Genomic DNA, 20,088 nt, shown 5'->3' on the forward strand with positions numbered 1-20,088 from the left:
GGACGGCCGAAGTCGGATTCAGTGGTGGCCGGGGTCGACGAAGTGCTCGCCGTGCGGAACGGCGTTGCGGCCGGCCTCGGTGGCGCCCAGCGCCGGGGTGACGACGCCCGCGACCAGGGTCGCGGCGACCAGGATCGCCCAGACGCGCGGGGGAGCGGCATCCGTCCGCCCGCGGCTCGCGGCTCGCACACGGGCCGCGCACGCGAAGGCGATCGTGAGGAGGAGGGCCGCGGCGGAAGCGGCGGCCAGCACGCTCGTGCGCACCGGATCGGCCGCAAGCGCGGCGACGACCGCTGCGGTACCGGCGAGGGCGCCGGCCACTGCCGTCCGCGGGACGACGATGCGTCCGCGGGCGAGAGTGACGGCGCCCCACGCCAGCCCGCCGGCGCCGAGCGCGACGAGAGCGATGCCGGCCCCCCGGGCGGCACCTCCCTGCGTCAGCGCGCCGGCGCCGACGGCGAGCTCGATGAGCCCGGCGCCCCACGCCGCCACGGCCGCCCACGACGCGCCCGCGCCGTGGAAGGCGCCGGCGGTCCGGGGTGCCCGGACGATGCCGGGCTGCTCCGATGCGGGGATCGTGGCGGTCATGAGGAATCCCTTAGACCGCGCGGCCGGGGACGTCGGTGCGGACGTTGCGCTCCGCACCCAGTCCGACACCGAGCAGCACCAGGGCGCTGGCCAGGTGCAGGAAGTGGTCGGGGGTGTTCAGCGCGAGGATGTTCGCGGGGGTGTCGACCAGGAAGAACCCGACGATACCGAGCAGCAGGTAGACCGCGCCGACGATGATGTTGACGGTCTTGGCGGCACGGGCGTTGCGGAGGCCCGCGATGAGCAGCGCCGCACCGATCAGGAGGTGGGCGATGTTGTGGAGCGGGTTCACCTCGAAGATGCCGAGCAGAAGACCGCCGTCGGTGGCGATGAAGTCCACTCCGGCCGTTGCGGTGAAGCCGAGCAGTCCGACGAGCAGGTAGACGGCGCCGAAGATGGTGGCGACGAGACGGTTGGGTGACGAGCGCATGTGCGTTTCTCCTGTGTGCTGTGCGACGGATGCCGCGTGGTTGGGGTTTGTTCGGATCTGCGGCCCGGATCGGTTTGGACTCCGGGTGGTGCCAGGGCCCCGAGCGAATCAGCGGGGCCCCTCGGCGGGCGCCACGGCCGGGCCGTGGCGAGGTCTGCGGGTCAGTCGCGCAGACCCTCCTTGAAGTCATTGCGGGTCTTGACCGAGTCGCGCTCGGCTTCCGCCTTGCGGACCTCTGCGTCGGCCTTCATCTCGTCGACCTTGTCTCCGACGCGGTCGGTGGTGTCTTCCCACGCGTCCTTGATCTTGTCGCCGACGGCTCCGGCCGCGTTCTTGGCGTCATCGAGGATTCCCATTGGCGCTCCTTTCGTGAAGGACCGTCCCCTGGTGGAGGACAGTGCTCCGACGCTAGGGGTCGCCCGGAACGCGACGGTGGGGGTTGCGCCGCGTTCGGGGGATTGGTATCGCGGAGCAGCGCACACATGACGACCTGATCACGCCGGGGTCCGGCCGGTGCGCTCGCGGGGTGGCCGCGGACGCTAGCCTCGGAGGGGGAGGTGCGATGGGGAAGACCGCGGAGGCGATCGCCGAGGGCGTGTCCATCGCGTCTGCGGCGGCGCGGCTCGCGGTGCGAAACCACATCCTCGTCGAGACCATCGCGCACGACGAGCCGTTCGAGATCTCGCGGATCGCGCCGTTCGCCCACGACACCCTCATCGCGCTCGCGGAGGAGCAGGAGGAGGCCGCGGCCCTCGCGAAACGTCAGCGCAAGAAGGCGTGGGGCAAGTTCACCGATCCCGACGGCACTCACGACTACCGCGACCGCGACATGCGGAACCTGCGCAAGCGTCATCGCCAGTACGTCGGCGTGGCGAAGGAGCTGCGTCGGATCGCGGAGGACCCGCACGCCGTGCGCACCCTGGTGGAGCAGTCGAGGGATGCCGCGTGGGGCGACGTCGAAGCGAATCTCCAGCGTCGTCTGCGGGCCGAGGGCATGCGTCCTGATCTGGACCCGGACTACGAGACCATGCGGGCCGCCCGGATGCAGTCCTTGCGCCTGGTCGATCTGCCGCGTCTCGCCGCGCATCGGCGGAAGGTCGCCGAGGGCGAGGCGGGCGCCGGCGAGGATGCCGGGCCGGTCGAGGATGCGCCTGCCGCGAGGGCGGGCGGCATCGACCTCACCGAGCTCGACGCATGAGGTCGGCGGCGGATGACCTCGGGGGCGGATGACCTCGGGTGTGCGGACACGCCCGGGATTCCGGCATCCGTTCGCCCGATTCGCTCCGCAGGCCGCCGTCGGGTATTCTGGACGTCGGTTTGCGCTACGGCGGAAGCCATGCGCCCGTAGCTCAATGGATAGAGCATCTGACTACGGATCAGAAGGTTAGGGGTTCGAGTCCCTTCGGGCGCGCACTGTGTTGAGACAGTGAGAAAGCCCGCGGCTGAGGCCGCGGGCTTTCTGTTTGCCCCGAATCGTACAGATGCTGGTCCGTGACGGCTTTTCGTATTACGATTCTCCTATGAGCACGGGTGAAACCATCAACGGTCAGCCGGTCACACAAGGGCAGATCGCCGAGTGGGCGGCCGAGGCTGAAGCCGGATACGACGTCGAGGCACTGAAGAGGCGCGGTCGCGGCCGCCCTGGCCGCGGCGCGGAACCGTCCCAGGTCGTCGCGTTGCGGCTGACGAGCGAGGAGCTCGCAGAGCTGGACGCGCTGGCGGCTCGGGCGCACAAGACCCGATCTGAGTTCATCCGCGATGCACTCGCCGCGTACGCGGCGGTAACGAACTGATCATTCACGCGACGAAGGCGCGGCCGCGGATGCTCGATCTGCTCCCCTGAGGAGCGCGGGGTCAGTCCCGCGAGGAGGCGTTGACGCTGCCGGAACGCTCCTGGCCGCTGAGGCCGGCGATGGCGACCATCGTGCGCTCGGTGATCTCGCGGCGGGCCTTGCCGTCTGGGACGCCCTCGAGGTCGGACAGGTCGAGCGGTTCGCCGAAGCGCACCTCGACGCGTGCCCTGCCAGGACGCAGGTGGCTAAACGGTCGGGCGGTGCCTGTGCCGATGAGGCCGACCGGGACGATCGTCGCCCGGGTGTCGCGCGCCATCCAGGCCGCGCCGCCGTGGCCCTCGTGGAGTTTGCCGTCGCGGGAGCGGGTCCCCTCGGGGAAGACGGCGAAGACGCTGCCGGCGCGCAGGATGCTGCTGCCCGCATCGAGCGCGGCCCGCGCGTCGCGGCCGGTCGCGCGGTAGACGGGGACGCCGCCGATGGACCGGAAGAACCAGCGCTTGACCCGACCGAGCACACCGGGACCGGTGAAGTACGACGACTTGATGAGGAACTGCACCGGACGGTTCGCGGCGGTCGGGATGATGACCGTGTCGAGCGACGACAGGTGGTTGCTGGCGAGCAGCACCGGCCCGTGCGCCGGGACGTGCTGGCGACCGACGATTCGGGGGCGGTACAGCAGCCAGAACAGCGGCCGCAGAACAGCCCGGCCGAGGAAGTAGACGGCTCCCGGCCGCGGCGCGGGTGCGGGGCTCGTCGGTGCGGGCTGTACCACCTCGCCACTCTAGCGGCGAGCGGTCGATGCTCCGGCGCGGGCCGTGTCGGTGGGTAGGGGTAGACACGGAGCATGACACGTGCGAACGAATGGCTCGACGGCTATGTCAGGGCGTGGGCCTCGAAGGACGAGGCCGACGTGCGGGCGATCTTCACCGACGACGCGGAGTACTGGTTCCGCCCCGACGACCCCGCGCCGGTGGCCGGAATCGACGCGATCGTCGAGATGTGGCGCGAGCCCGAGCCGACCGACCCGATTCACGACCTGTCGGTCCTCATCGAAGACGACCGGCTCGCCGTCATCAAGGGCACCGTCGAGTATCCGGGTCACGCGACCTACTCCAACCTGTGGGAGGTGTGGTTCGCTCCCGACGGTCGGGCCATTCGCTTCGTCGAGTGGTTCATGACGCCGCGCGGCGAAGACGAGTCCGACGGCGACGCATAACGGGAGGCGGATGCCGCGTCCAGCCCCTTCCGGTCGGTCCGCTCACCGGCCAAGGTGAAGTGTGGGATTCGCAGACGACCTCGGCGCCTGGGTGGCGCGGCAGCGGTGGTACGCCGGGAAGAGCCACCGACCGCGGTTCCGGATTCTCGAGACGCAACCGGCGGGCGGGGCGACACGCTATCTGCTGATGGACGACGAGGGCGCCCGGCCGACCCTGTATCACGTGCCGCTGTCCGTGGTGGCCGAGCCCGAAGACCCGGCCGCCGTCGTCGGCCGCAACGGATCCGGCTTCTTCACCGACGCGGCGCGCGACGCCGCGTTCGCGAAGGCGCTGCTGGCCGAGATGGGCGTCGACGTCAGCCGCGTGACGGGTTCGCGGGTGCTCACCGGGGAGCAGTCCAACACGTCGATCGTCTTCGACGAAGACGGCCGGCCGACGATCATCCTCAAGCTCTTCCGCACGCTCCACCACGGCGAGAACCCGGATGTCACGGTGCAGCGCGTGCTCAGCAACGCGGGTTCGCCCTATGTGCCGCGGTTCCTCGGCAGCATCGACGCGGAGTGGCCCGACGTGGGTCGCGAGTCCGGCGTCGCCCACGGCACCCTGGCCTTCGCGCAGGAGTTCCTGCCCGGCGTGCGCGACGGGTGGGCTGTCGCCCTCGAAGCGGCGGCCGAAGGGCGCGACTTCACCGGCGCGGCCCGCGACCTCGGCACGGCGGTCGCCGGTGTGCACGGCGCCCTGGGCGCCGCGCTCGAGACCGCCGACGCCGGACCGGCAGAGGTCGCCGCGGTCGGCACGGCGTGGCGCCGCCGCCTGCGGATCGGCGCCACCGAGGTGCCCGCCGTCGCCGAGCGGCGCGACGCGATCGAGGCGGTCTACCAGGCGGCGCTCGCCCGGCCATGGCCGCGGCTGCAGCGCATTCACGGCGATCTGCACCTGGGTCAGGTGCTCGCCGTGCCCGGCGCCGGATGGCGCATCGTCGACTTCGAGGGCGAACCGCTCCGCCCGATGGAGGAGCGTGCGATCCCCGATCTGCCGCCCCGCGACGTCGCCGGGATGCTCCGTTCCTTCGATTACGCGGGCGCTGTGGCGGCCGGACCCGACGCCGGCGCGTGGGCGGCGGAGTGCCAGACGGCCTTCGTCGACGCCTACGTGGCGGCCGGGGCGGCCGAGCTCGACCCTGTCCTGCTGCGCGCGCTCATCCTCGACAAGGCCGTGTACGAGTCGATCTACGAGGCGCGCAACCGCCCCGACTGGCTGCCCGTGCCGCTGGCCGGCATCGACGCCGCGCTCCGCTGACGCACCGGGTCCGCTGTCGGAGAATCAGGAGAAACGCCGAGGCGGCCGCCTCCCGGGCGGCGGTCGACGGCGTGTCTCCTCGAATCTCGACGGCCGGTGCGCCCAGAGATCGCCGCTACGCGTGGGTCGCGGCATCCGTCTCCTCCGGACGCAGGAGGAGGAACGTCGCGCCGTACGCGGGGAGCGACACCGAGAAGCTGCACAGGTCGTCCACGCGTCCGATGACATCGCCGGTGGCCGCGTCGATCACGTCGCTGCCGGGAAGGATCTGCTCCGATCGGACCGTGCCCTCGGTGGGCTCGTGCGAGAAGTTGAGCACCGTCACCTGGGTCGCGGCATCCGCGTGTGCATCCCCGTCGTCGAGGCGGTGCACGAGCACGAGCATCCCGGCGTGCGCGACCTCGGGGATGTCGATCTGCGACGCGCTGGCGATGCCGTGCGTACGACGCAGGTCGAGGATGCCGGCCAGCCGCGACGCGAACGACTCGGGGTCGTCGAGCTGCGCGGGGAGTGCGCCGTAGAGCGAGCGGGCGCGCGGCATCCCGGCCGCCGAGCGGCGGGCGTCGGGGTCGACGTCGAGGAGGTCGTGGGCGCCGCGTTCGATCCATCGGGTGTCGCCGGCCGCGATCAGGTCGGACACCTCCTCCGACGGCACGGTGAGCATGCCGGTGAGGTCCCAGCCCGACAGGGCGAACACGCCCGGCTGCCACGCGTTGTAGGCGCACAGCAGCAGGTGGGCGTCGCGGATGGCGGGCAGGTCGTCGTCGGTGATGTCGTCGAGCCGCTCGATGCCGCGCGTCGCGGCGATGAGCGACGCGGTCGTGCAGGCGATGCCGTTCTGCGTGAACACCCGGTTGTAGTCGGCGGTGCCGGTGAGGCTCTCGGTGAGGTCGGCGCGGACCTCTTCGGCGAGCTGGCTTCCTGAGATGTCGCGCCCGCGGAAGTGGAACAGGTCGTCGCCGTGACGCGTCGCCCAGTGGACGAGTTCATAGGTCAGCTCGTCGTGGTTCTGCAGGCCATGCACGAGCTGCACCGGTTGCACCCCGTGCCGGATCGACTCGGTCAGCGCGAGACGCAGGAACTCGGTCTGCCCCGTGGCGAGCGCGTGATGGTAGCCCGGCCGGCCGATGAAGTCGTACGACAGATCGGCGCCGACCGCGCCGGTGTCGCGGATGTCCTCGATCGTGAGGTTCAGCTCCTGGAAGGTGAACCCCCCGACCTTGCGCACCATGCCGGCGATGATGTGGTTCGCGGCGTGCGAGAGCGGGTGCCCCTCCGACCACGCGGGCAGACCCTCGGCGCTCTTCTCCACGCCGAGGAACCCGTTCGCGTCGAGGCGGAGCGCGCTCGTGCCCAGTTCTCCGAGCGAGTGCAGCGCGTCGCCGATCACCAGCCGCATGCCCGCGAACGTCGGATCGAGCCAGTTGATCGACGGCTGCCCCTGCTTGAAGTAGTGCAGGTACACCCAGCGCCGGGTGATCCCGTCGGGCCCGATCACGGGAGCGGTGGCGCTCCAGTTCGTCTCTTTGACGCCCGGGGTGTAGAAGATCACGCGCTGCAGGGCCCCGATGATGTACCCGCGCTCGGCGAGCTCGTGCTCGGTCGCCGGGTCGAGGTTGGCGCTGTCGACCCCCTCGGGCACGTCGGGCAGCAGCGCCCAGTCCTCGGGCGGGATCTCGACCATGTGGTAGATGCCCGGGTAGTCCTTGAACCCCATCTCGGCGAGGCGGAAGTCGGCCCCCTTGCCGGTGTGTCCGGGCACGATGTCGTCGATCACGCTGCCCCCGTGACCGTCGGCGACGTCGCACAGGGCGCGGAACTCGTCCTCGGTGCCGAACGTCGGATCGATCTGGGTGCTGATGCGGTCGAAGTGACCGTCGACGCTGGGCGTCTCGAGCCAGCCGGCGATTCCGCCGGCCCGCTTCACCGGTCCGGTGTGGATGGCGGTGATCCCGATGCGCTCGAACGTCGACCACAGCGCGTCGTCGCCGAGCGCCGACAGGAACGACTGCCCCGGGCGGGTGATGAGCGAGATCGGGTACGCCGTGAACCACACGTCGCTCGTCGCTATGGCACGCCGGGCGTCCGGCCGGGCGTAGGCGTTGCGCCACATCGTCGGCTGGCCCGACAGCTGGCGGGCGAGCACGTCGGCGTCCTTCAGCATCGCCTGCCGCACGAGCCACTCGACGTACGACGGGTTGGTGCCGTTCGCCGTGCGAGGGTCGGTGCGGATGCGCCGCACACTGCTGCCCCGCAGGTGATCCCTCGGACGCAGCCTGCGCGGCCGCGCCGGATACCGCTGCTCGTCGTAGCTGATCTCCGGAATCTCGTGTTCGGCGTCTTCACTCTCGATCGCTTCGATCCCGGCCAGGTCGATGGGGCCGGTGTACAGGTCCTCGGGACGGAGCTCGTCGTGCGCCATCCTTCGACGTTATTGATCCGGGCGTTCCGGCGCGAGGGACTGGCGTGGTCGGGCGAGAGGGATTATGGGGCGGATGCCGCGGCCCGGGGCGATGTCGTCGGTCGGTGGGAGCATGCGGGGGAGCGAGGGGGAGGCGGATGCGGGGCGAGGCGACCGTGCTGCATGCCGACCTCGACGCCTTCTACGCGTCGGTGGAGCAGCGGGACGCGCCGGCGCTCCGCGGTCGGCCGGTGATCGTCGGCGGCGGGGTGGTGCTCGCCGCGAGCTACGAGGCGAAGGCCCGGGGCGTGCGCACCGCGATGGGTGGGCGGCAGGCCCGCGATCTGTGCCCCGACGCGATCGTCGTGCCGCCGCGGATGGAGGCCTACTCGGCGGCGAGCCGTGCCGTGTTCGACATCTTCCGCGACACCACTCCGCTCGTCGAGGGGCTGTCGATCGATGAGGCCTTCCTCGAGGTGGGCGGTTTGCGCCGCATCGCGGGCACCCCCGAGCAGATCGCGGTGCTCCTGCGGCAGCGGGTGCGCGCCGAGGTCGGGCTGCCGATCTCAGTGGGGGTGGCCCGCACGAAGTTCCTCGCGAAGGTGGCGAGCGCGGTGAGCAAGCCCGACGGACTCCTCGTGGTCGAGCCGGAACGCGAGGAGGAGTTCCTGCTGCCGCTGCCGGTCGAACGCCTGTGGGGCGTGGGGGCGAAGACCGCCGAGAAGCTGCACGGGCTCGGCATCCGCACCGTCGGCCAGCTCGCCGAGCTGGAGGCGGCGACCGCGGAGCGCCTGCTGGGCAAGGCCGCCGGCGCGCACCTGCACGCGCTCGCTCGGCTGCGCGATCCCCGCCCGGTCGACACGACGCGGCGCCGCGGCTCGATCGGATCGCAGCGGGCGTTGGGCACCGCGCCGCGCTCGCCGGAGGAGCTCGACGTCATCCTGAGCCAGATCGTCGACCGCTTGGCGCGCCGCCTCCGCGAGAAGGAGCGGGTGTGTCGCACCGTCGTGCTCCGGCTACGGTTCGGCGACTACACGAGGGCCACGCGGTCGCGGACGATGCGCACCCCGGGCGATCGCACCGCCGTGCTGCTCACGATCGCGCGTGGGCTGCTCGCCGCCGCGCAGCCCCAGATCGAGGAACGCGGCATCACCTTGATCGGCGTCTCACTGTCGCAGCTCGGTCGCGCCGACAGCGTGCAGCCCGAGCTCCCGATCGACTGGGACGACGGCCTGCGCCTCGACACCGTACTGGATGCCGTGCGCGACAAGTTCGGCTCCGCGTCGGTGTCGCGAGCGACCCAACTCGGCCGCGACCCCGGGTGGTCGACCCCGCTGCTCCCCGAGCACGAGTGACCCCGGCTCCGAACCCGGCGCGCCGGTCACATCCCGCCCGACCGTTTCTTCGCGAGGGCACGGAACCGGCTTCGGATCTAAACCCTGCGCAATCATCGCGCCTCAACGGCACGGCACGACGTTCCGTCTCGACTGTTGTCCCCCGACGCGCCAGATGGGCGCACACCGCCAGAAGTCGGCCACTGTCCGTCCACCGTGGCACGCTCGGACCTGTGTAGCATCCTGAGTGTGGCGACGGGGGGATCGATGTGATGCATCGACGCATGGCCGTGCAGCCGCAGGTTCTGGAATGGGCGAGGCGCACAGCTGGACTGAGTGTCGAGCAGGCGGCCAAGCGGATCGGCGTGCGAGCCGATCGGATCGTGGAGTGGGAGCACGGCGAGGTCGAGCCGACGATCATCCAACTGCGCAGGGCGGCTGACGCTTACGACCGCCCGTTCGCGGCGCTGTTCGTCGAGGCGCCCCCTCGAAACGAGGAGATCTTCGATCTGCCTGACTTCCGCCGACCGAGCACAGCGGCTTCCGGCGAGTCCACTTCGCTTCGCCGGGCCATCCTTCGTGCGCGCCGACAGCAAGACGCGATCCAGGAAGTCATTGAGGAAGGTACCGAGACGCCCTTCGTATCCCCGGATGTCGTCCTGTTCGACGATGGCGCCTCCCCGGCCGACGCCGGACACGTGTTGCGCGAGGCGCTCGGGTTAAATGACGTGCCATCGAGAGTGCTGCTCCGTCCGGAGGACCTTCTCCGACACCTTGTCCGCGTCGTCGAGCGCCGGGGCTACCTCGTTATACAGGTGCAGAACGTGAGCATGGACGAGATGCGCGGGTTCTCACTAGGAGATGGACCCGCCCCCGTGATCGCCTTGAACGGCGCTGACTGGCCCCGAGGGAAGATTTACACCCTGCTGCACGAGCTTGTTCACGTCGGCCGTCGACACAGCGGCCTCTGCGACCTCTCGCGAGATGCCGCCTCTCCGGAGGAGCGCTACTGCGACGAAGCCGCTGCAGCCGCGCTTATGCCGGCAAAGGCCTTCGCCCGTGCCGCTCAAGGCGTCGACAGAACGAGGTACGCCGACCTCGCCGGCCTGGCGCATGGGTTCGGTGCCAGCGCTGAGTCTGGTCTGCTGCGCCTCGTTGATCTCAAGTTGGCGACGTGGGACGAATACCAAGAGATGAAGCCGGTGTTTCGCGAGGCATACCAGAAGTACAAGCGCGACGAGAAGGACGCCAACGCCGATAAAGACGTCCCGATCTATTACCAGTTGAAAGCCCGCGATCTGGGGCGCCCGTTCATTAGAACCATCCTCCGAGCTCACGACGACGGTGCCATCAGCGCGCGCGACGTCGCGCAGCTGCTTGAGGTGTCATACGACAAACTTGGGAAGCTCGCGGAAGTTGCGGGGGCTGCGTGAGACCCGACACCGTTTATTCGGTCGATACGAGCGCGCTCATCGACGGCATCGAGCGCTTCTATCCGTTCCGGAACTTCCCGCGATTCTGGGACAGGATGGACGACCTCATCGACCAAGGTCGGCTCCGAGTTTCCGAAGAGGCCTGGAATGAAGCGATCAGGGCAGACGCACCGCTCAAGGAGTGGTGCCAAGAACCCGGCATGAACCGATCACGCTGCGTGTACCCGACCACTGCCGAGGTCGCCGCTATCGCAGGTGAGATCGGGCTCGAGTACCCCACGTGGATCAAGCAAGGACGAAAGAACGGCGCCGACCCGTTCGTCATCGCCGTGGCCGAGCACGAAACCTACATGGTGATCTCCGGTGAGACGAACGGTGGGCCCGGGAAGCCGAAAATCCCGTACGTCTGCGCCCAGCGAGGCGTGCAGCATGGCCGACTCGTCGACATGATCGTCCGCGAGGACTGGATCATCGGCTGAGGCCCGGCACGTGTCACCCCTTCAATCGGTTCGCGAGTCCGCGAGAGTCCGCCCGATGCACTACGGCCCAGGTGAACGTCCTCGGTGCCAGTCAGCCTCTGACCAAGGCTTACACGACTTCGCCGCAAGTGCCGCCGGGTTCTGAACTATCGGCTGGAGTCACTGGCGTATCGCGCGAGAGTGAGTCCTGATCACTCCTACGCGGGAACAGCATGTCAATCATTTCCGATCGGCACGCTCGATGTGGCTGCGAGGCGCGCGTGCGCGCGCGTCGAGCGCACGCGCGTGCAGAACCTGCGCCAGAGGCGCACCGCTCCTCCTAACTCACCCCGCCCATCAGCGTCAGCCGCACCCGCCGCCTCACGGCAGCGGCCACCCCGTGTAGGCCTCGGCGAGGTACGCCCGGGCGGCGGTCGACTCGACGACGGACCGCAGCTCGCCGAGCTGGCGGCGACGGTCGAAGTCCGAGGCATCCGGTGCCACGTGCAGCATGTTCGTCATCCACCAGGAGAAGTGCTGGGCCTTCCAGATGCGGTGCAGCGCCTGCTCCGGGTATGCGGTCAGCGGACCGTCGTCGCCGTCGAGCAGCAGCGCCCGCAGCGCCCGTTCGAGGATCAGCACGTCGGCGACGGCGAGGTTCATGCCCTTCGCGCCGGTGGGTGGCACGGTGTGCGCGGCGTCGCCGACGAGCGCGACCCGGCCGCGCAGCAGCTCATGCGCCACGAAGCTGCGGAACCGCAGCACGTCCCGCTGGAAGATCGGGCCCTCCTGAAGCGTCGTGCCGGGCACGCGCTTCTGCATCGCGTCCCACAGCTCCGCCTCGCTGAACGCCGCCGGGTCGGTCTCGGGGTCGCACTGGAAGTACATGCGCTGCACCGTGGCGCTGCGCTGACTGACGAGCGCGAACCCGTCGGGCGAGTTGCTGTAGATGAGCTCGTGCGCCGACGGGGGCGCCTCGCACAGGATGCCGAACCACGCGAACGGGTACTCGCGGAAGTACCCGCCGGTCGACGATCCACTGACGGCGGCGCGCGCGACGCTGCGCGACCCGTCCGCCCCGACGACGAAATCCGCCTCGATGACGAGGCGCGACCCGTCGGCGTCGGTCGCGATGACGCGGGGACGAGCGGACGGCGCGTCCTCCACCCGCTCCGCGGTCACCCCGAACCGCAGGTCTTGGCCGCCCGCGAGGCGTGCCGCGATGAGGTCCTTCAGCACCTCGTGCTGGGGGTAGAGCCAGACCGATCGGCCGACGAGCGCGTCGAAGTCGATGCGGTGGCCTTCGCCCGCGAAGCGCAGCTCGATGCCGTCGTGGCGGCTGCCGACCGTGCGGACCCGGGTGGAGGCGCCGCTCGACTCGAGGATCTCGACCGTCCCCTGCTCGAGGATGCCGGCGCGGATGGTGCTCTCGATCTGCTCGCGGGTGCGCTGGTCGATGACGATCGACTCGATGCCGGCCGCGGCGAGCAGGTGAGCAAGCAGCAGGCCGGCGGGGCCGGCGCCGATGATGGCGACGCGGGTGCGGAGCGTCGTGGGCATGTCGTCTCCTTCGACGTGGGAACCGCTTCAGTGTGCGGTGCCCGGCGACGATCCCATGCGCGTCCTCCCGATCAACGGGAAGTTTTCAGCGCCGGTATCCGAGCGATCGCTCGATGTCGCGCGCGGCCCGGTGCAGCTCGACGAGGGCGAACTCGACCTCTGCGTCGCGCGGCAGCACGACCGAGAGCGCCGCGATCACCGCGCCGGTCTCGTCGCGCACCGGCACGGCCACGCCGGTCGAGACTTCTTCGATGTATCCGGGCGCGATGGCGTGCCCGACCGTCCGCACCTCCGACAGCTTGCGACGCAGCTGCGCGGGGTCGACCGGCGTCCGCGGTGTGAGCCTCGCGAGCGGCGCCGACATGATCCGGTCCTGCAGGTCGCGGTCGCCGAACGCGAGCAGCACGAGGCCGGACGACGAGGCGTGCAGCGGCAGGCGTCCGGCGACGCGGGTGACATTGGAACCGGATGCCGGGGCACTCAGCCGCTCGAGGAACAGCGCTTCGTCGTGCTCGAGGATCGCCAGCTGCGTGTGTTCTCGCACCCGCTGCTGCACCCGCTCCATGTATGGCAGTGCCGCCTGCCGCAGCCGCAGCGCGTGCGAGGAGCGCGTGGCGAGCTCCCACAGCCGCATGCCGATCCGCACCCGCCGCTCGTCGTCGCGTTCGAGCAGGCCCGCATCGACGAGTTCGCCGACGATGCGGTGCGCGGTGGAGCTCGGCAGGCCGCTGCGGCGTCCGATCTCGGCGGCCGTCTGCGCGGTGCGGGTGGGGGTGAAGGTCTCGAGCACCCGCACCAGGCGGTCGGTGACCGAGTCCCCCGAAGGAGAGTTCGCCATGTGCTCAGCATGGCACTCGGCGAACGACATTCCCATTCAGTGGGACGACTCCGCAACACGCCGACGGAAGCGCGCACGATGGGTGCAGCATCCGATCGCGTCGAAGGAGACCCGTGACCCCACCCACCGCGGCGGCGCCCGAGACCCTGCTCGCGGCCCCCGACCAGGCCAGCCAGTCCGAGATCACCCGTGAGATCGGCGAGCTCCACGCCGACTACGCCCGACGCGAGGCCGCGGGCGAGACCTTGCCGGCGACGATGCACGACTTCGCGCCGTACCGTTCCAGCATCCTGCGGCACCCGACGAAGAACCCGAAGCTCGTCGACCCCGAGACGATCGAGCTGCTGTCGCCCGCGTTCGGGCAGCGCGACGTCGCCGCGATCGAGTCCGACCTGACCCTGCAGCACGCGGGCGAGCCGCTGGGCGAGCGCATCACCGTGCGCGGGCGGTTGCTCGACTCGTGGGGACGCCCGGTCGCGAATCAGCTCATCGAGATCTGGCAGGCCAACTCCGCGGGCCGGTACATCCACCAGCGCGACCAGCACCCCGCGCCCCTCGACCCGAACTTCACCGGCGCCGGGCGGGCCGTGACGAACGACGACGGCGAATACCTCTTCACGACGATCAAGCCCGGCCCGTACCCGTGGAAGAACCATCTCAACGCATGGCGTCCGGCGCACATCCACTTCTCGATCTTCGGCTCGTCGTTCACGCAGCGGCTGGTCACGCAGATGTACTTCCCGGGTGACCCGCTCTTCGCGCTCGACCCGATCTACAACACGATCTGGCGCCCGCAGGACCGCGACAGCCTGGTCGGGGTCTACGACCACGACCTCACCGCACCGGAGTGGTCGACCGGGTACCGCTTCGACATCGTCGTCGACGGCCCCGACGCGACCTGGTTCGAGCCGGAGGGCGAGTGACATGACGGTGCCCACGAGGACTCACCGTCCGACGCCCGGCCAGACCGTCGGCCCGTTCTTCGCGTACGGGGTCGAGTTCGCAAAGATGAACCAGATCGCGTTCCCGCACTCGCCGGGAGCGGTGGTGCTCGGCGGGACCGTGTTCGACGGAGCGGGCGCACCGATCCCCGACGCCTTCGTGGAGATCTGGGGCGCCGACGCCGACGGCGCGGTGCCGCGGTCGCGGGGCACCCTTCGCCGCGACGACCACACGTTCACGGGCTTCGGCCGGGCGTTCACCGACGACGAGGGTCGCTTCGAGTTCTGGACCCGCATCCCCGGCGCCGCTCCCGGCCGGGCAGCGTTCTTCGCGGCGATCGTCTACGCCCGCGGCCTGCCCGACAAGCTGCACACCCGCATCTACCTCCCCGACGACGCCGACGCTCTCGCCGCCGACGCGTTCCTCGCCTCGCTCGACCCCGACGAGAGACGCACCCTCATCGCGGCCCGCACACCCGAGGGCCACCTGCGCCACGACATCCGCCTCCAGGGCGAGGACGAGACGGTGTTCCTTGCCTTCTGACGACCTCGCTCCCTTCGACGCCGGCCTGCTGTCTCCCGTGACCGCGGGCCGAGACGCCGTCGTATCGGACGACGCGGTCGTCGATGCGCTCGTGACCGCCGAGGTCGCGCTCGTGCGGGCGCTCGCCGCCGAGGGCGCGATCGATCCGTCGATCGCCGAGCGGGTGTCGGGGGCCCTGGGCTGGCAGGCGGAGGGGGACGGATGCCGCGGCCACGGCGTCTCGGCCCGTGACCTGTCGGCCGCCGCCGTCTCCGACGGCAACCCCGTGATCCCGCTGGTCGCCGGGCTGCGCGACGCGGTCGCGGCCGAGGACGCGCCGTGGATCCACCGGGGCGCGACCAGCCAGGACATCCTCGACACCGCGCTCATGATCGTGGCGCGGTCGGCGGCCGACGCGATCGGGGCCGACCTGACGACGGCCGCGGACGCGCTCGTCGCCTTCGCCGGCGCGCACGCCGACGACGTCGCCGCGGCGCGCACGCTGACCCAGCACGCCGTGCCGACCACCGTCGGTGCCCGCGCCGCCGGGTGGGAACGCGGCATCCGTCGGTCCCTCGCCCGCCTCGTCGCGGCACGCGATGCCCTGCCTGCCCAGCTGGGCGGCGCCGCGGGAACGCTCGCGTCGTTCGTCGAGGGCTTCGGGCCGCACGTCGCGCTCCGGCTGCCCGGCACGTTCGCCGCCCAGGTCGGTCTGCGGGCGCCGGCCGCGCCGTGGCACACCGAACGGTGGCCGGTGACCGAGCTCGGCGACGCGCTGGTGCAGGTCACGGACGCGCTCGGCAAGATGGCGGCGGATGTCGCGACCCTGAGTCGCACCGAAATCGGCGAGCTGGCCGAGGGCACCGGCGGCGGCTCGAGCGCGATGCCCCAGAAGCAGAACCCGGTGCGGGCGGTGCTGATCCGGTCGGCCGCGATCCGCGCCCCGCAGCTCGGGGCCACACTGCACTTCGCGGCCGCACTGGCCGTCGACGAACGCCCCGACGGCGCCTGGCACGCCGAGTGGCCCGCCCTCCGCGAGCTGCTGCGGGTGACGCTCGGGGCCGCCGCGCACGCCGCCGACCTCGCGCGCGGGCTGCGGGTCGACCGCGACGCGGTGGCGCGCAACCTGGCGCTCACGGGCGGGCTGCTCGTGAGCGAGCGGCTGCGGGCGGTGCTCGTGCCGCTCGTCGGCCCGGAGCGGTTCGCGCACGCGCTGGCGGGGTCGCCCGAGACGCTCGCCGAGCGGATCCGGGCCCTCCCCGAAGCGGCGCACCTCGACCTCGACGACCTGCTCGATCCCGCCCGCTACACCGGCCTCGCGCCGCGCGTGGCGAGCGATCCCGACCCGGCGGTCGGCTCGTGAGCGTGCCCGCGGTCGCCCTGACCGCCCCGAACGGACCTGACGGCGCGCCGCTGCTCGTGCTGGGGCCGTCCCTCGGCACGTCGACGATCCTGTGGGAGTCGGTGGCACCCCTGCTGCAGGACCGCTTCCGCGTCACGGCGTGGGATCTGCCCGGGCACGGGGCGTCGCCGGCCGCCGGCGGACCGTTCACGGTGGCCGACCTCGCCGACGCGGTGGCCGTCGTCGTCGACGAGGAGCAGTTCCTCTACGCGGGCGTCTCACTGGGCGGGGCCACCGGGCTCGAGCTGGCCCTCCGTCATCCCGGGCGGGTGCGGGCGGCCGCGATCCTCGCGTCGGGCGCCCAGCTCGGCGAACCGGCGGCGTGGCACGAGCGGGCCGAACAGGCCCGCGCGCAGAGCACGTCGAGCCTCATCGTCGGGTCGGCGCAGCGGTGGTTCGCGGACGGGTCTGTGGCGAAGCATCCAGAACTCACCGGCCGGCTGCTGCACGCCCTGGCCGCCGCCGACGACGAGAGCTATGCGCGGTGCTGCGAAGCGCTCGCCGAGTACGACGTGCGCGACCGGCTCGGCGAGATCAGCGCGCCCGTGCTGGCGGTGTGGGGTGAGCACGACCGGGTGGCTCCGCAGGCGAAGGCCGCCGAGATCGCCTCGGGCGTGCCGCGCGGCGAGTCGGCGATGGTGCCGGATGCCGCGCACCTGCCGCCCGCCGAGCAGCCCGAGGCGGTCGCCGACCTGCTGCGACGATTCTTCGCCCGCGTGGAAGGAGACGCCGATGTCACGACCGGACGGTGAGGGACTCACCGACGAGGAGCGCTACGACCAGGGCATGGTCGTGCGGCGGGAGGTGCTCTCGAGCGAGCACGTCGACCGCGCGACCGCCGCGACGACCGCGCTGACCGCCGACTTCCAGGACTTCATCACGCGCGTCGCGTGGGGCGACATCTGGTCGCGTCCGGGACTCGACCGGCGGTCGCGCTCGATCGCCGTGCTCAGCTCGCTCATCGCCCACGGGCACGAAGAGGAGTTCGCCATGCACGTGCGGGCCGCGCGCCGCAACGGGCTCAGCGTCGACGAGATCCGCGAGGTGATCCTGCAGTCGGCGATCTATTCCGGCGTTCCGGCGGCGAACACGGCGTTCCGCATAGCCGGTGAGGCGCTGGCCGAGGAGGTCTCGTGATCGACAAGACGGTGACGGATGCCGCGGCCGCCGTCGCGGGCATCCCCGACGGTGCGACCGTGATGATCGGCGGGTTCGGCCGGGCCGGCCAGCCGGTCGAACTCATCGACGCGCTCATCGAGCAGGGCGCGTCGGGCCTCACGATCGTGAACAACAACGCCGGCAACGGCGACACCGGCCTGGCGGCGCTGCTCGCGAAGGGTCGGGTGCGCAAGATCATCTGCTCGTTCCCCCGCCAGCACGATTCGTGGGTGTTCGACGGGTTGTACCGGGCGGGCGAGATCGAGCTGGAACTCGTGCCGCAGGGGAATCTCGCGGAGCGCATCCGCGCGGCCGGCGCCGGGATCGGCGGCTTCTTCTCGCCGACCGGCGTGGGCACCCAGCTGGCGGAGGGCAAGGAGCGACGCACGATCGACGGCCGCGACTACGTGCTCGAGCACCCCATCAGGGCCGACTACGCGCTGATCTCGGCCCTCCGTGCCGACCGGTGGGGCAACCTCGTCTACCGCGAGACGGCGCGCAACTTCGGTCCGGTCATGGCGACGGCCGCGACGACCACGGTCGTGCAGGTGGACGAGCTCGTGCCGCTCGGCTGGATCGACCCCGAGACCGTCGTGACTCCGGGGATCTTCGTCGACCGGGTGGTCGCCGTGGGTGAGCGGGCGTGGCTGCGCGACGGCGAGTTCGTCGGCGGCGTCGACGTCGAAGGGCGCCCGGCTGCGGCATCCGTCGTCGTATCGGAGGTGGACCAGTGAGCACACGCATCACGCGCGACGAGCTCGCCGCCCGGATCGCGGCCGACATTCCCGAGGGCGCCTACGTCAACCTCGGCATCGGTGCGCCCACGCTGGTGGCGAACTTCCTCCCCGACGACCTCGAGATCATCCTGCACACCGAGAACGGCCTTCTCGGGATGGGGCCGGCGCCCGAGCCGGGCGCTGTCGACCCCGACCTCATCAATGCCGGCAAGGAGCCGGTGACGGCGCTCGCGGGGGCCGCATACTTCCACCACGCCGACTCGTTCGGGATGATGCGCGGCGGGCATCTCGACGTGTGCGTGCTGGGTGCGTTCCAGGTGTCGCAGACCGGCGACCTCGCGAACTGGTCGACCGGCGCGCCCGGTGCCATCCCGGCGGTGGGCGGCGCCATGGACCTCGCGATCGGGGCGAAGCAGGTGTTCGTGATGACCGATCTGCTCACCAAGACGGGCCAGTCGAAGCTGGTCGCGGCCTGCACGTATCCGCTGACCGGTGTCGGGTGCGTCACGCGTGTCTACACTGACCACGCGGTCTTCGACATCGTCGACGGGCGGTTCACCGTGCGCGAGGCGTTCGGCGACAACACGACCGAGACGCTCGCCGAGCTGACCGGACTGGATTTGATCGAGGCGGATGCCGCAGCCGCCGTCGGAGGACACTGATGCCCGCGACCTACATCTACGACGCCGTCCGCACCCCGTTCGGCCGCGCCGGCGGCGCTCTGGCGGGGACGAGGCCCGACGACCTGGCAGCGGTGGTGATGCGGGCGGCGGTGGAGCGCACGGGGCTGGATGCCGCGCGGATCGACGATGTGATCTTCGGCGACGCGAATCAGGCCGGCGAGGACAACCGCAACGTGGCCCGAATGGGGGCCCTGCTCGCGGGGTTCCCGACGACGGTGACCGGGGTGACGGTGAACCGCTTGTGCGGGTCGAGCGTCGAGGCGGTGATCCAGGGTTCGCGCGCGATCGAGTCCGGCGACGCCGACATCGTGCTGGCCGGTGGCGTCGAGTCGATGAGCCGGGCGCCGTTCGTCGTCGAGAAGTCCGCGCGACCGTGGCCCGCGGTCGGCAACCAGACGCTGTGGAACACGGCGATCGGCTGGCGGATGACGAATCCGGCGCTGCGCAAGGACTGGACGATCTCGAACGGAGAGTCCGCCGAGAAGCTGGCCGGGATCTACGGGATCTCCCGCGAGGCGCAGGACGCCTTTGCTCTCCGCAGCCACCGACTCGCGGCGGAGGCTTGGGCCGCCGGCGCGTACGACGATGAGATCGTGCAGGTCTCGGGTGCCGAGCTGACGCGGGATGAAGGCATCCGCGATGACACGTCCCTCGAGAAGCTCGGAGCGCTCAAGGCGCTCTTCGCCGCGGACGGCACGGTGACGGCGGGCAACTCGTCGCCGATCAACGACGGTGCATCGGCGGTGCTGCTCGGTGCGGAGGGGGCGATCGACGGGGAGCCGCTGGCGCGGATCACCGGGCGCGGGGTGTTCGGCAACGATCCGGACGTGTTCGGGGTCGCGCCTGTGGAGGCGGCGAACAGGGCGCTGGCGCGTGCCGGGCGGACGTGGGCCGATGTGGATCTCGTTGAGCTGAACGAGGCCTTCGCATCGCAGTCGCTAGCGTGCCTGGCCGGCTGGCCCGACCTCGACCCCGACCGGGTGAACGTGCACGGCGGCGCGATCGCGATCGGTCACCCGCTCGGCGCGTCGGGTGGTCGCATCATCGGCCACGCCGCGCACGAGCTGCGCCGCCGCGGCGGGGGAGTGGCCGTCGCCGCGCTGTGCATCGGCGTCGGCCAGGGCCTCGCCGTCGTGCTCGAGCGCTGAGCGGGCGGCAGCTTCGCAGAAAGCGCGCTGCTTCGCAGATTTCCGGCGATTGTGTGCGTATCGGGTGCCGATCTGCGAAGTACGCGGCGATCGCTATCACAGACAATCAGCGATCGCCGTCGATCCTGGTACGGGCGGAGCCGTT

The 20,088-nt window shown here is 71.0% G+C and carries 22 protein-coding genes and 1 tRNA gene; 16 read left to right on the forward strand and 7 right to left on the reverse strand.

Annotation, left to right across the window (positions count from 1 at the left end; all coding sequences use genetic code 11):
* Positions 1 to 18 precede the first annotated feature (18 nt).
* The 3 genes from ACFUTX_RS13170 to ACFUTX_RS13180 form a co-directional block, all read right to left on the reverse strand.
* A complete protein-coding gene (locus ACFUTX_RS13170; RefSeq protein WP_378865359.1) occupies positions 19 to 588 on the reverse strand; it encodes a hypothetical protein in 570 nt (189 codons plus the stop codon).
* A 10-nt stretch (positions 589 to 598) separates the two neighbouring features.
* Positions 599 to 1,018 carry a DUF4383 domain-containing protein gene (locus ACFUTX_RS13175; RefSeq protein ID WP_378865361.1) on the reverse strand — a complete coding sequence of 140 codons (420 nt, stop codon included), beginning with the start codon at positions 1,016 to 1,018 and terminating at the stop codon, positions 599 to 601.
* 161 nt (positions 1,019 to 1,179) lie between these two features.
* The gene (locus tag ACFUTX_RS13180; protein ID WP_378865363.1) at positions 1,180 to 1,374 is read right to left on the reverse strand and encodes a hypothetical protein; all 195 of its coding nucleotides are present in this window, start codon (positions 1,372 to 1,374) and stop codon (positions 1,180 to 1,182) included.
* 206 nt (positions 1,375 to 1,580) lie between these two features.
* Between ACFUTX_RS13180 and ACFUTX_RS13185 the strand changes: the two genes are divergently transcribed.
* From ACFUTX_RS13185 to ACFUTX_RS13195, 3 genes are all read left to right on the forward strand, one after another.
* Positions 1,581 to 2,216 carry an asparagine synthase gene (locus tag ACFUTX_RS13185; protein WP_378865366.1) on the forward strand — a complete coding sequence of 212 codons (636 nt, stop codon included), beginning with the start codon at positions 1,581 to 1,583 and terminating at the stop codon, positions 2,214 to 2,216.
* A gap of 140 nt (positions 2,217 to 2,356) precedes the next feature.
* A tRNA-Arg gene (locus ACFUTX_RS13190) sits at positions 2,357 to 2,429 on the forward strand.
* A gap of 109 nt (positions 2,430 to 2,538) precedes the next feature.
* Entirely contained in the window at positions 2,539 to 2,811 is a 273-nt protein-coding gene (locus ACFUTX_RS13195; RefSeq protein WP_378865369.1) for a ribbon-helix-helix domain-containing protein, read from the forward strand.
* A gap of 61 nt (positions 2,812 to 2,872) precedes the next feature.
* Here ACFUTX_RS13195 and ACFUTX_RS13200 read toward each other — a convergent pair whose 3' ends face one another.
* The gene (locus ACFUTX_RS13200) at positions 2,873 to 3,583 is read right to left on the reverse strand and encodes a lysophospholipid acyltransferase family protein (RefSeq protein ID WP_378865372.1); all 711 of its coding nucleotides are present in this window, start codon (positions 3,581 to 3,583) and stop codon (positions 2,873 to 2,875) included.
* A 72-nt stretch (positions 3,584 to 3,655) separates the two neighbouring features.
* Between ACFUTX_RS13200 and ACFUTX_RS13205 the strand changes: the two genes are divergently transcribed.
* Both ACFUTX_RS13205 and ACFUTX_RS13210 read left to right on the forward strand, forming a co-directional pair.
* Entirely contained in the window at positions 3,656 to 4,027 is a 372-nt protein-coding gene (locus tag ACFUTX_RS13205) for a nuclear transport factor 2 family protein (RefSeq protein ID WP_378865374.1), read from the forward strand.
* A gap of 61 nt (positions 4,028 to 4,088) precedes the next feature.
* Positions 4,089 to 5,327, forward strand: a complete 1,239-nt coding sequence (locus tag ACFUTX_RS13210) for a phosphotransferase (RefSeq protein WP_378865377.1) — start codon at positions 4,089 to 4,091, stop codon at positions 5,325 to 5,327.
* Positions 5,328 to 5,442: 115 nt separating this feature from the next.
* Here the strand turns inward: ACFUTX_RS13210 and treS are convergent, their stop codons facing one another.
* On the reverse strand, positions 5,443 to 7,749 hold the full coding sequence (gene treS, locus ACFUTX_RS13215; RefSeq protein WP_378865380.1) for a maltose alpha-D-glucosyltransferase: 2,307 nt from the start codon (positions 7,747 to 7,749) through the stop codon (positions 5,443 to 5,445).
* 137 nt (positions 7,750 to 7,886) lie between these two features.
* On the opposite strand from treS, the gene dinB reads away from it, so the two are divergent.
* The 3 genes from dinB to ACFUTX_RS13230 all read left to right on the forward strand — a co-directional run bounded on the left by dinB (position 7,887) and on the right by ACFUTX_RS13230 (position 10,974).
* On the forward strand, positions 7,887 to 9,083 hold the full coding sequence (dinB, locus tag ACFUTX_RS13220; RefSeq protein ID WP_378865383.1) for a DNA polymerase IV: 1,197 nt from the start codon (positions 7,887 to 7,889) through the stop codon (positions 9,081 to 9,083).
* 263 nt (positions 9,084 to 9,346) lie between these two features.
* Positions 9,347 to 10,495, forward strand: a complete 1,149-nt coding sequence (locus ACFUTX_RS13225; protein WP_378865386.1) for a helix-turn-helix domain-containing protein — start codon at positions 9,347 to 9,349, stop codon at positions 10,493 to 10,495.
* Positions 10,492 to 10,974, forward strand: a complete 483-nt coding sequence (locus ACFUTX_RS13230) for a DUF4411 family protein (RefSeq protein WP_378865389.1) — start codon at positions 10,492 to 10,494, stop codon at positions 10,972 to 10,974. The genes ACFUTX_RS13225 and ACFUTX_RS13230 overlap by 4 nt, the downstream gene beginning before the upstream one ends.
* A gap of 360 nt (positions 10,975 to 11,334) precedes the next feature.
* Here the strand turns inward: ACFUTX_RS13230 and ACFUTX_RS13235 are convergent, their stop codons facing one another.
* A complete protein-coding gene (locus ACFUTX_RS13235; protein ID WP_378865391.1) occupies positions 11,335 to 12,513 on the reverse strand; it encodes a 4-hydroxybenzoate 3-monooxygenase in 1,179 nt (392 codons plus the stop codon).
* An 85-nt stretch (positions 12,514 to 12,598) separates the two neighbouring features.
* Positions 12,599 to 13,351, reverse strand: coding sequence for an IclR family transcriptional regulator (locus tag ACFUTX_RS13240; protein ID WP_378865394.1), 753 nt, complete (start codon positions 13,349 to 13,351; stop codon positions 12,599 to 12,601).
* Positions 13,352 to 13,464: 113 nt separating this feature from the next.
* Between ACFUTX_RS13240 and pcaH the strand changes: the two genes are divergently transcribed.
* From pcaH to ACFUTX_RS13280, 8 genes are read left to right on the forward strand one after another with little or no spacing between them, the layout of a single operon-like run.
* The gene (gene pcaH, locus ACFUTX_RS13245) at positions 13,465 to 14,274 is read left to right on the forward strand and encodes a protocatechuate 3,4-dioxygenase subunit beta (RefSeq protein WP_378865397.1); all 810 of its coding nucleotides are present in this window, start codon (positions 13,465 to 13,467) and stop codon (positions 14,272 to 14,274) included.
* A 1-nt stretch (position 14,275) separates the two neighbouring features.
* Positions 14,276 to 14,836: a protocatechuate 3,4-dioxygenase subunit alpha gene (pcaG, locus tag ACFUTX_RS13250; protein ID WP_378865400.1), complete on the forward strand. Its 561-nt coding sequence runs from the start codon at positions 14,276 to 14,278 to the stop codon at positions 14,834 to 14,836.
* Positions 14,826 to 16,178 (forward strand): lyase family protein, encoded by a 1,353-nt coding sequence (locus ACFUTX_RS13255; protein WP_378865402.1) that lies wholly within the window; start codon positions 14,826 to 14,828, stop codon positions 16,176 to 16,178. Before pcaG ends, ACFUTX_RS13255 begins: the two co-directional genes overlap by 11 nt.
* A gap of 2 nt (positions 16,179 to 16,180) precedes the next feature.
* Positions 16,181 to 16,969, forward strand: coding sequence for an alpha/beta fold hydrolase (locus ACFUTX_RS13260; protein WP_378865406.1), 789 nt, complete (start codon positions 16,181 to 16,183; stop codon positions 16,967 to 16,969).
* Positions 16,950 to 17,354, forward strand: coding sequence for a 4-carboxymuconolactone decarboxylase (pcaC, locus tag ACFUTX_RS13265; RefSeq protein ID WP_378865409.1), 405 nt, complete (start codon positions 16,950 to 16,952; stop codon positions 17,352 to 17,354). Before ACFUTX_RS13260 ends, pcaC begins: the two co-directional genes overlap by 20 nt.
* Positions 17,351 to 18,109 (forward strand): 3-oxoacid CoA-transferase subunit A, encoded by a 759-nt coding sequence (locus ACFUTX_RS13270; RefSeq protein ID WP_378865412.1) that lies wholly within the window; start codon positions 17,351 to 17,353, stop codon positions 18,107 to 18,109. The genes pcaC and ACFUTX_RS13270 overlap by 4 nt, the downstream gene beginning before the upstream one ends.
* The gene (locus ACFUTX_RS13275; protein ID WP_378865415.1) at positions 18,106 to 18,774 is read left to right on the forward strand and encodes a 3-oxoacid CoA-transferase subunit B; all 669 of its coding nucleotides are present in this window, start codon (positions 18,106 to 18,108) and stop codon (positions 18,772 to 18,774) included. Before ACFUTX_RS13270 ends, ACFUTX_RS13275 begins: the two co-directional genes overlap by 4 nt.
* The gene (locus ACFUTX_RS13280) at positions 18,774 to 19,943 is read left to right on the forward strand and encodes a thiolase family protein (RefSeq protein WP_378865417.1); all 1,170 of its coding nucleotides are present in this window, start codon (positions 18,774 to 18,776) and stop codon (positions 19,941 to 19,943) included. Before ACFUTX_RS13275 ends, ACFUTX_RS13280 begins: the two co-directional genes overlap by 1 nt.
* Positions 19,944 to 20,088: the final 145 nt, after the last annotated feature.

The sequence above is a fragment of the Microbacterium sp. NPDC057407 genome (assembly GCF_042803895.1).
In the GTDB taxonomy this organism is placed as follows: Bacteria; Actinomycetota; Actinomycetes; order Actinomycetales; family Microbacteriaceae; genus Microbacterium.

Excerpts from the sequence above, each read along its gene's own strand:
- ACFUTX_RS13170 (WP_378865359.1), bottom strand. The coding sequence starts at position 588 with ATGACCGCCACGATCCCCGCATCGGAGCAGCCCGGCATCGTCCGGGCA.
- ACFUTX_RS13175 (WP_378865361.1), bottom strand. The coding sequence starts at position 1,018 with ATGCGCTCGTCACCCAACCGTCTCGTCGCCACCATCTTCGGCGCCGTC.
- ACFUTX_RS13180 (WP_378865363.1), bottom strand. The coding sequence starts at position 1,374 with ATGGGAATCCTCGATGACGCCAAGAACGCGGCCGGAGCCGTCGGCGAC.
- ACFUTX_RS13185 (WP_378865366.1), top strand. The coding sequence starts at position 1,581 with ATGGGGAAGACCGCGGAGGCGATCGCCGAGGGCGTGTCCATCGCGTCT.
- ACFUTX_RS13195 (WP_378865369.1), top strand. The coding sequence starts at position 2,539 with ATGAGCACGGGTGAAACCATCAACGGTCAGCCGGTCACACAAGGGCAG.
- ACFUTX_RS13205 (WP_378865374.1), top strand. The coding sequence starts at position 3,656 with ATGACACGTGCGAACGAATGGCTCGACGGCTATGTCAGGGCGTGGGCC.
- treS (WP_378865380.1), bottom strand. The coding sequence starts at position 7,749 with ATGGCGCACGACGAGCTCCGTCCCGAGGACCTGTACACCGGCCCCATC.
- dinB (WP_378865383.1), top strand. The coding sequence starts at position 7,887 with ATGCGGGGCGAGGCGACCGTGCTGCATGCCGACCTCGACGCCTTCTAC.
- ACFUTX_RS13225 (WP_378865386.1), top strand. The coding sequence starts at position 9,347 with ATGGCCGTGCAGCCGCAGGTTCTGGAATGGGCGAGGCGCACAGCTGGA.
- ACFUTX_RS13235 (WP_378865391.1), bottom strand. The coding sequence starts at position 12,513 with ATGCCCACGACGCTCCGCACCCGCGTCGCCATCATCGGCGCCGGCCCC.
- ACFUTX_RS13240 (WP_378865394.1), bottom strand. The coding sequence starts at position 13,351 with ATGGCGAACTCTCCTTCGGGGGACTCGGTCACCGACCGCCTGGTGCGG.
- pcaG (WP_378865400.1), top strand. The coding sequence starts at position 14,276 with ATGACGGTGCCCACGAGGACTCACCGTCCGACGCCCGGCCAGACCGTC.
- pcaC (WP_378865409.1), top strand. The coding sequence starts at position 16,950 with ATGTCACGACCGGACGGTGAGGGACTCACCGACGAGGAGCGCTACGAC.
- ACFUTX_RS13280 (WP_378865417.1), top strand. The coding sequence starts at position 18,774 with ATGCCCGCGACCTACATCTACGACGCCGTCCGCACCCCGTTCGGCCGC.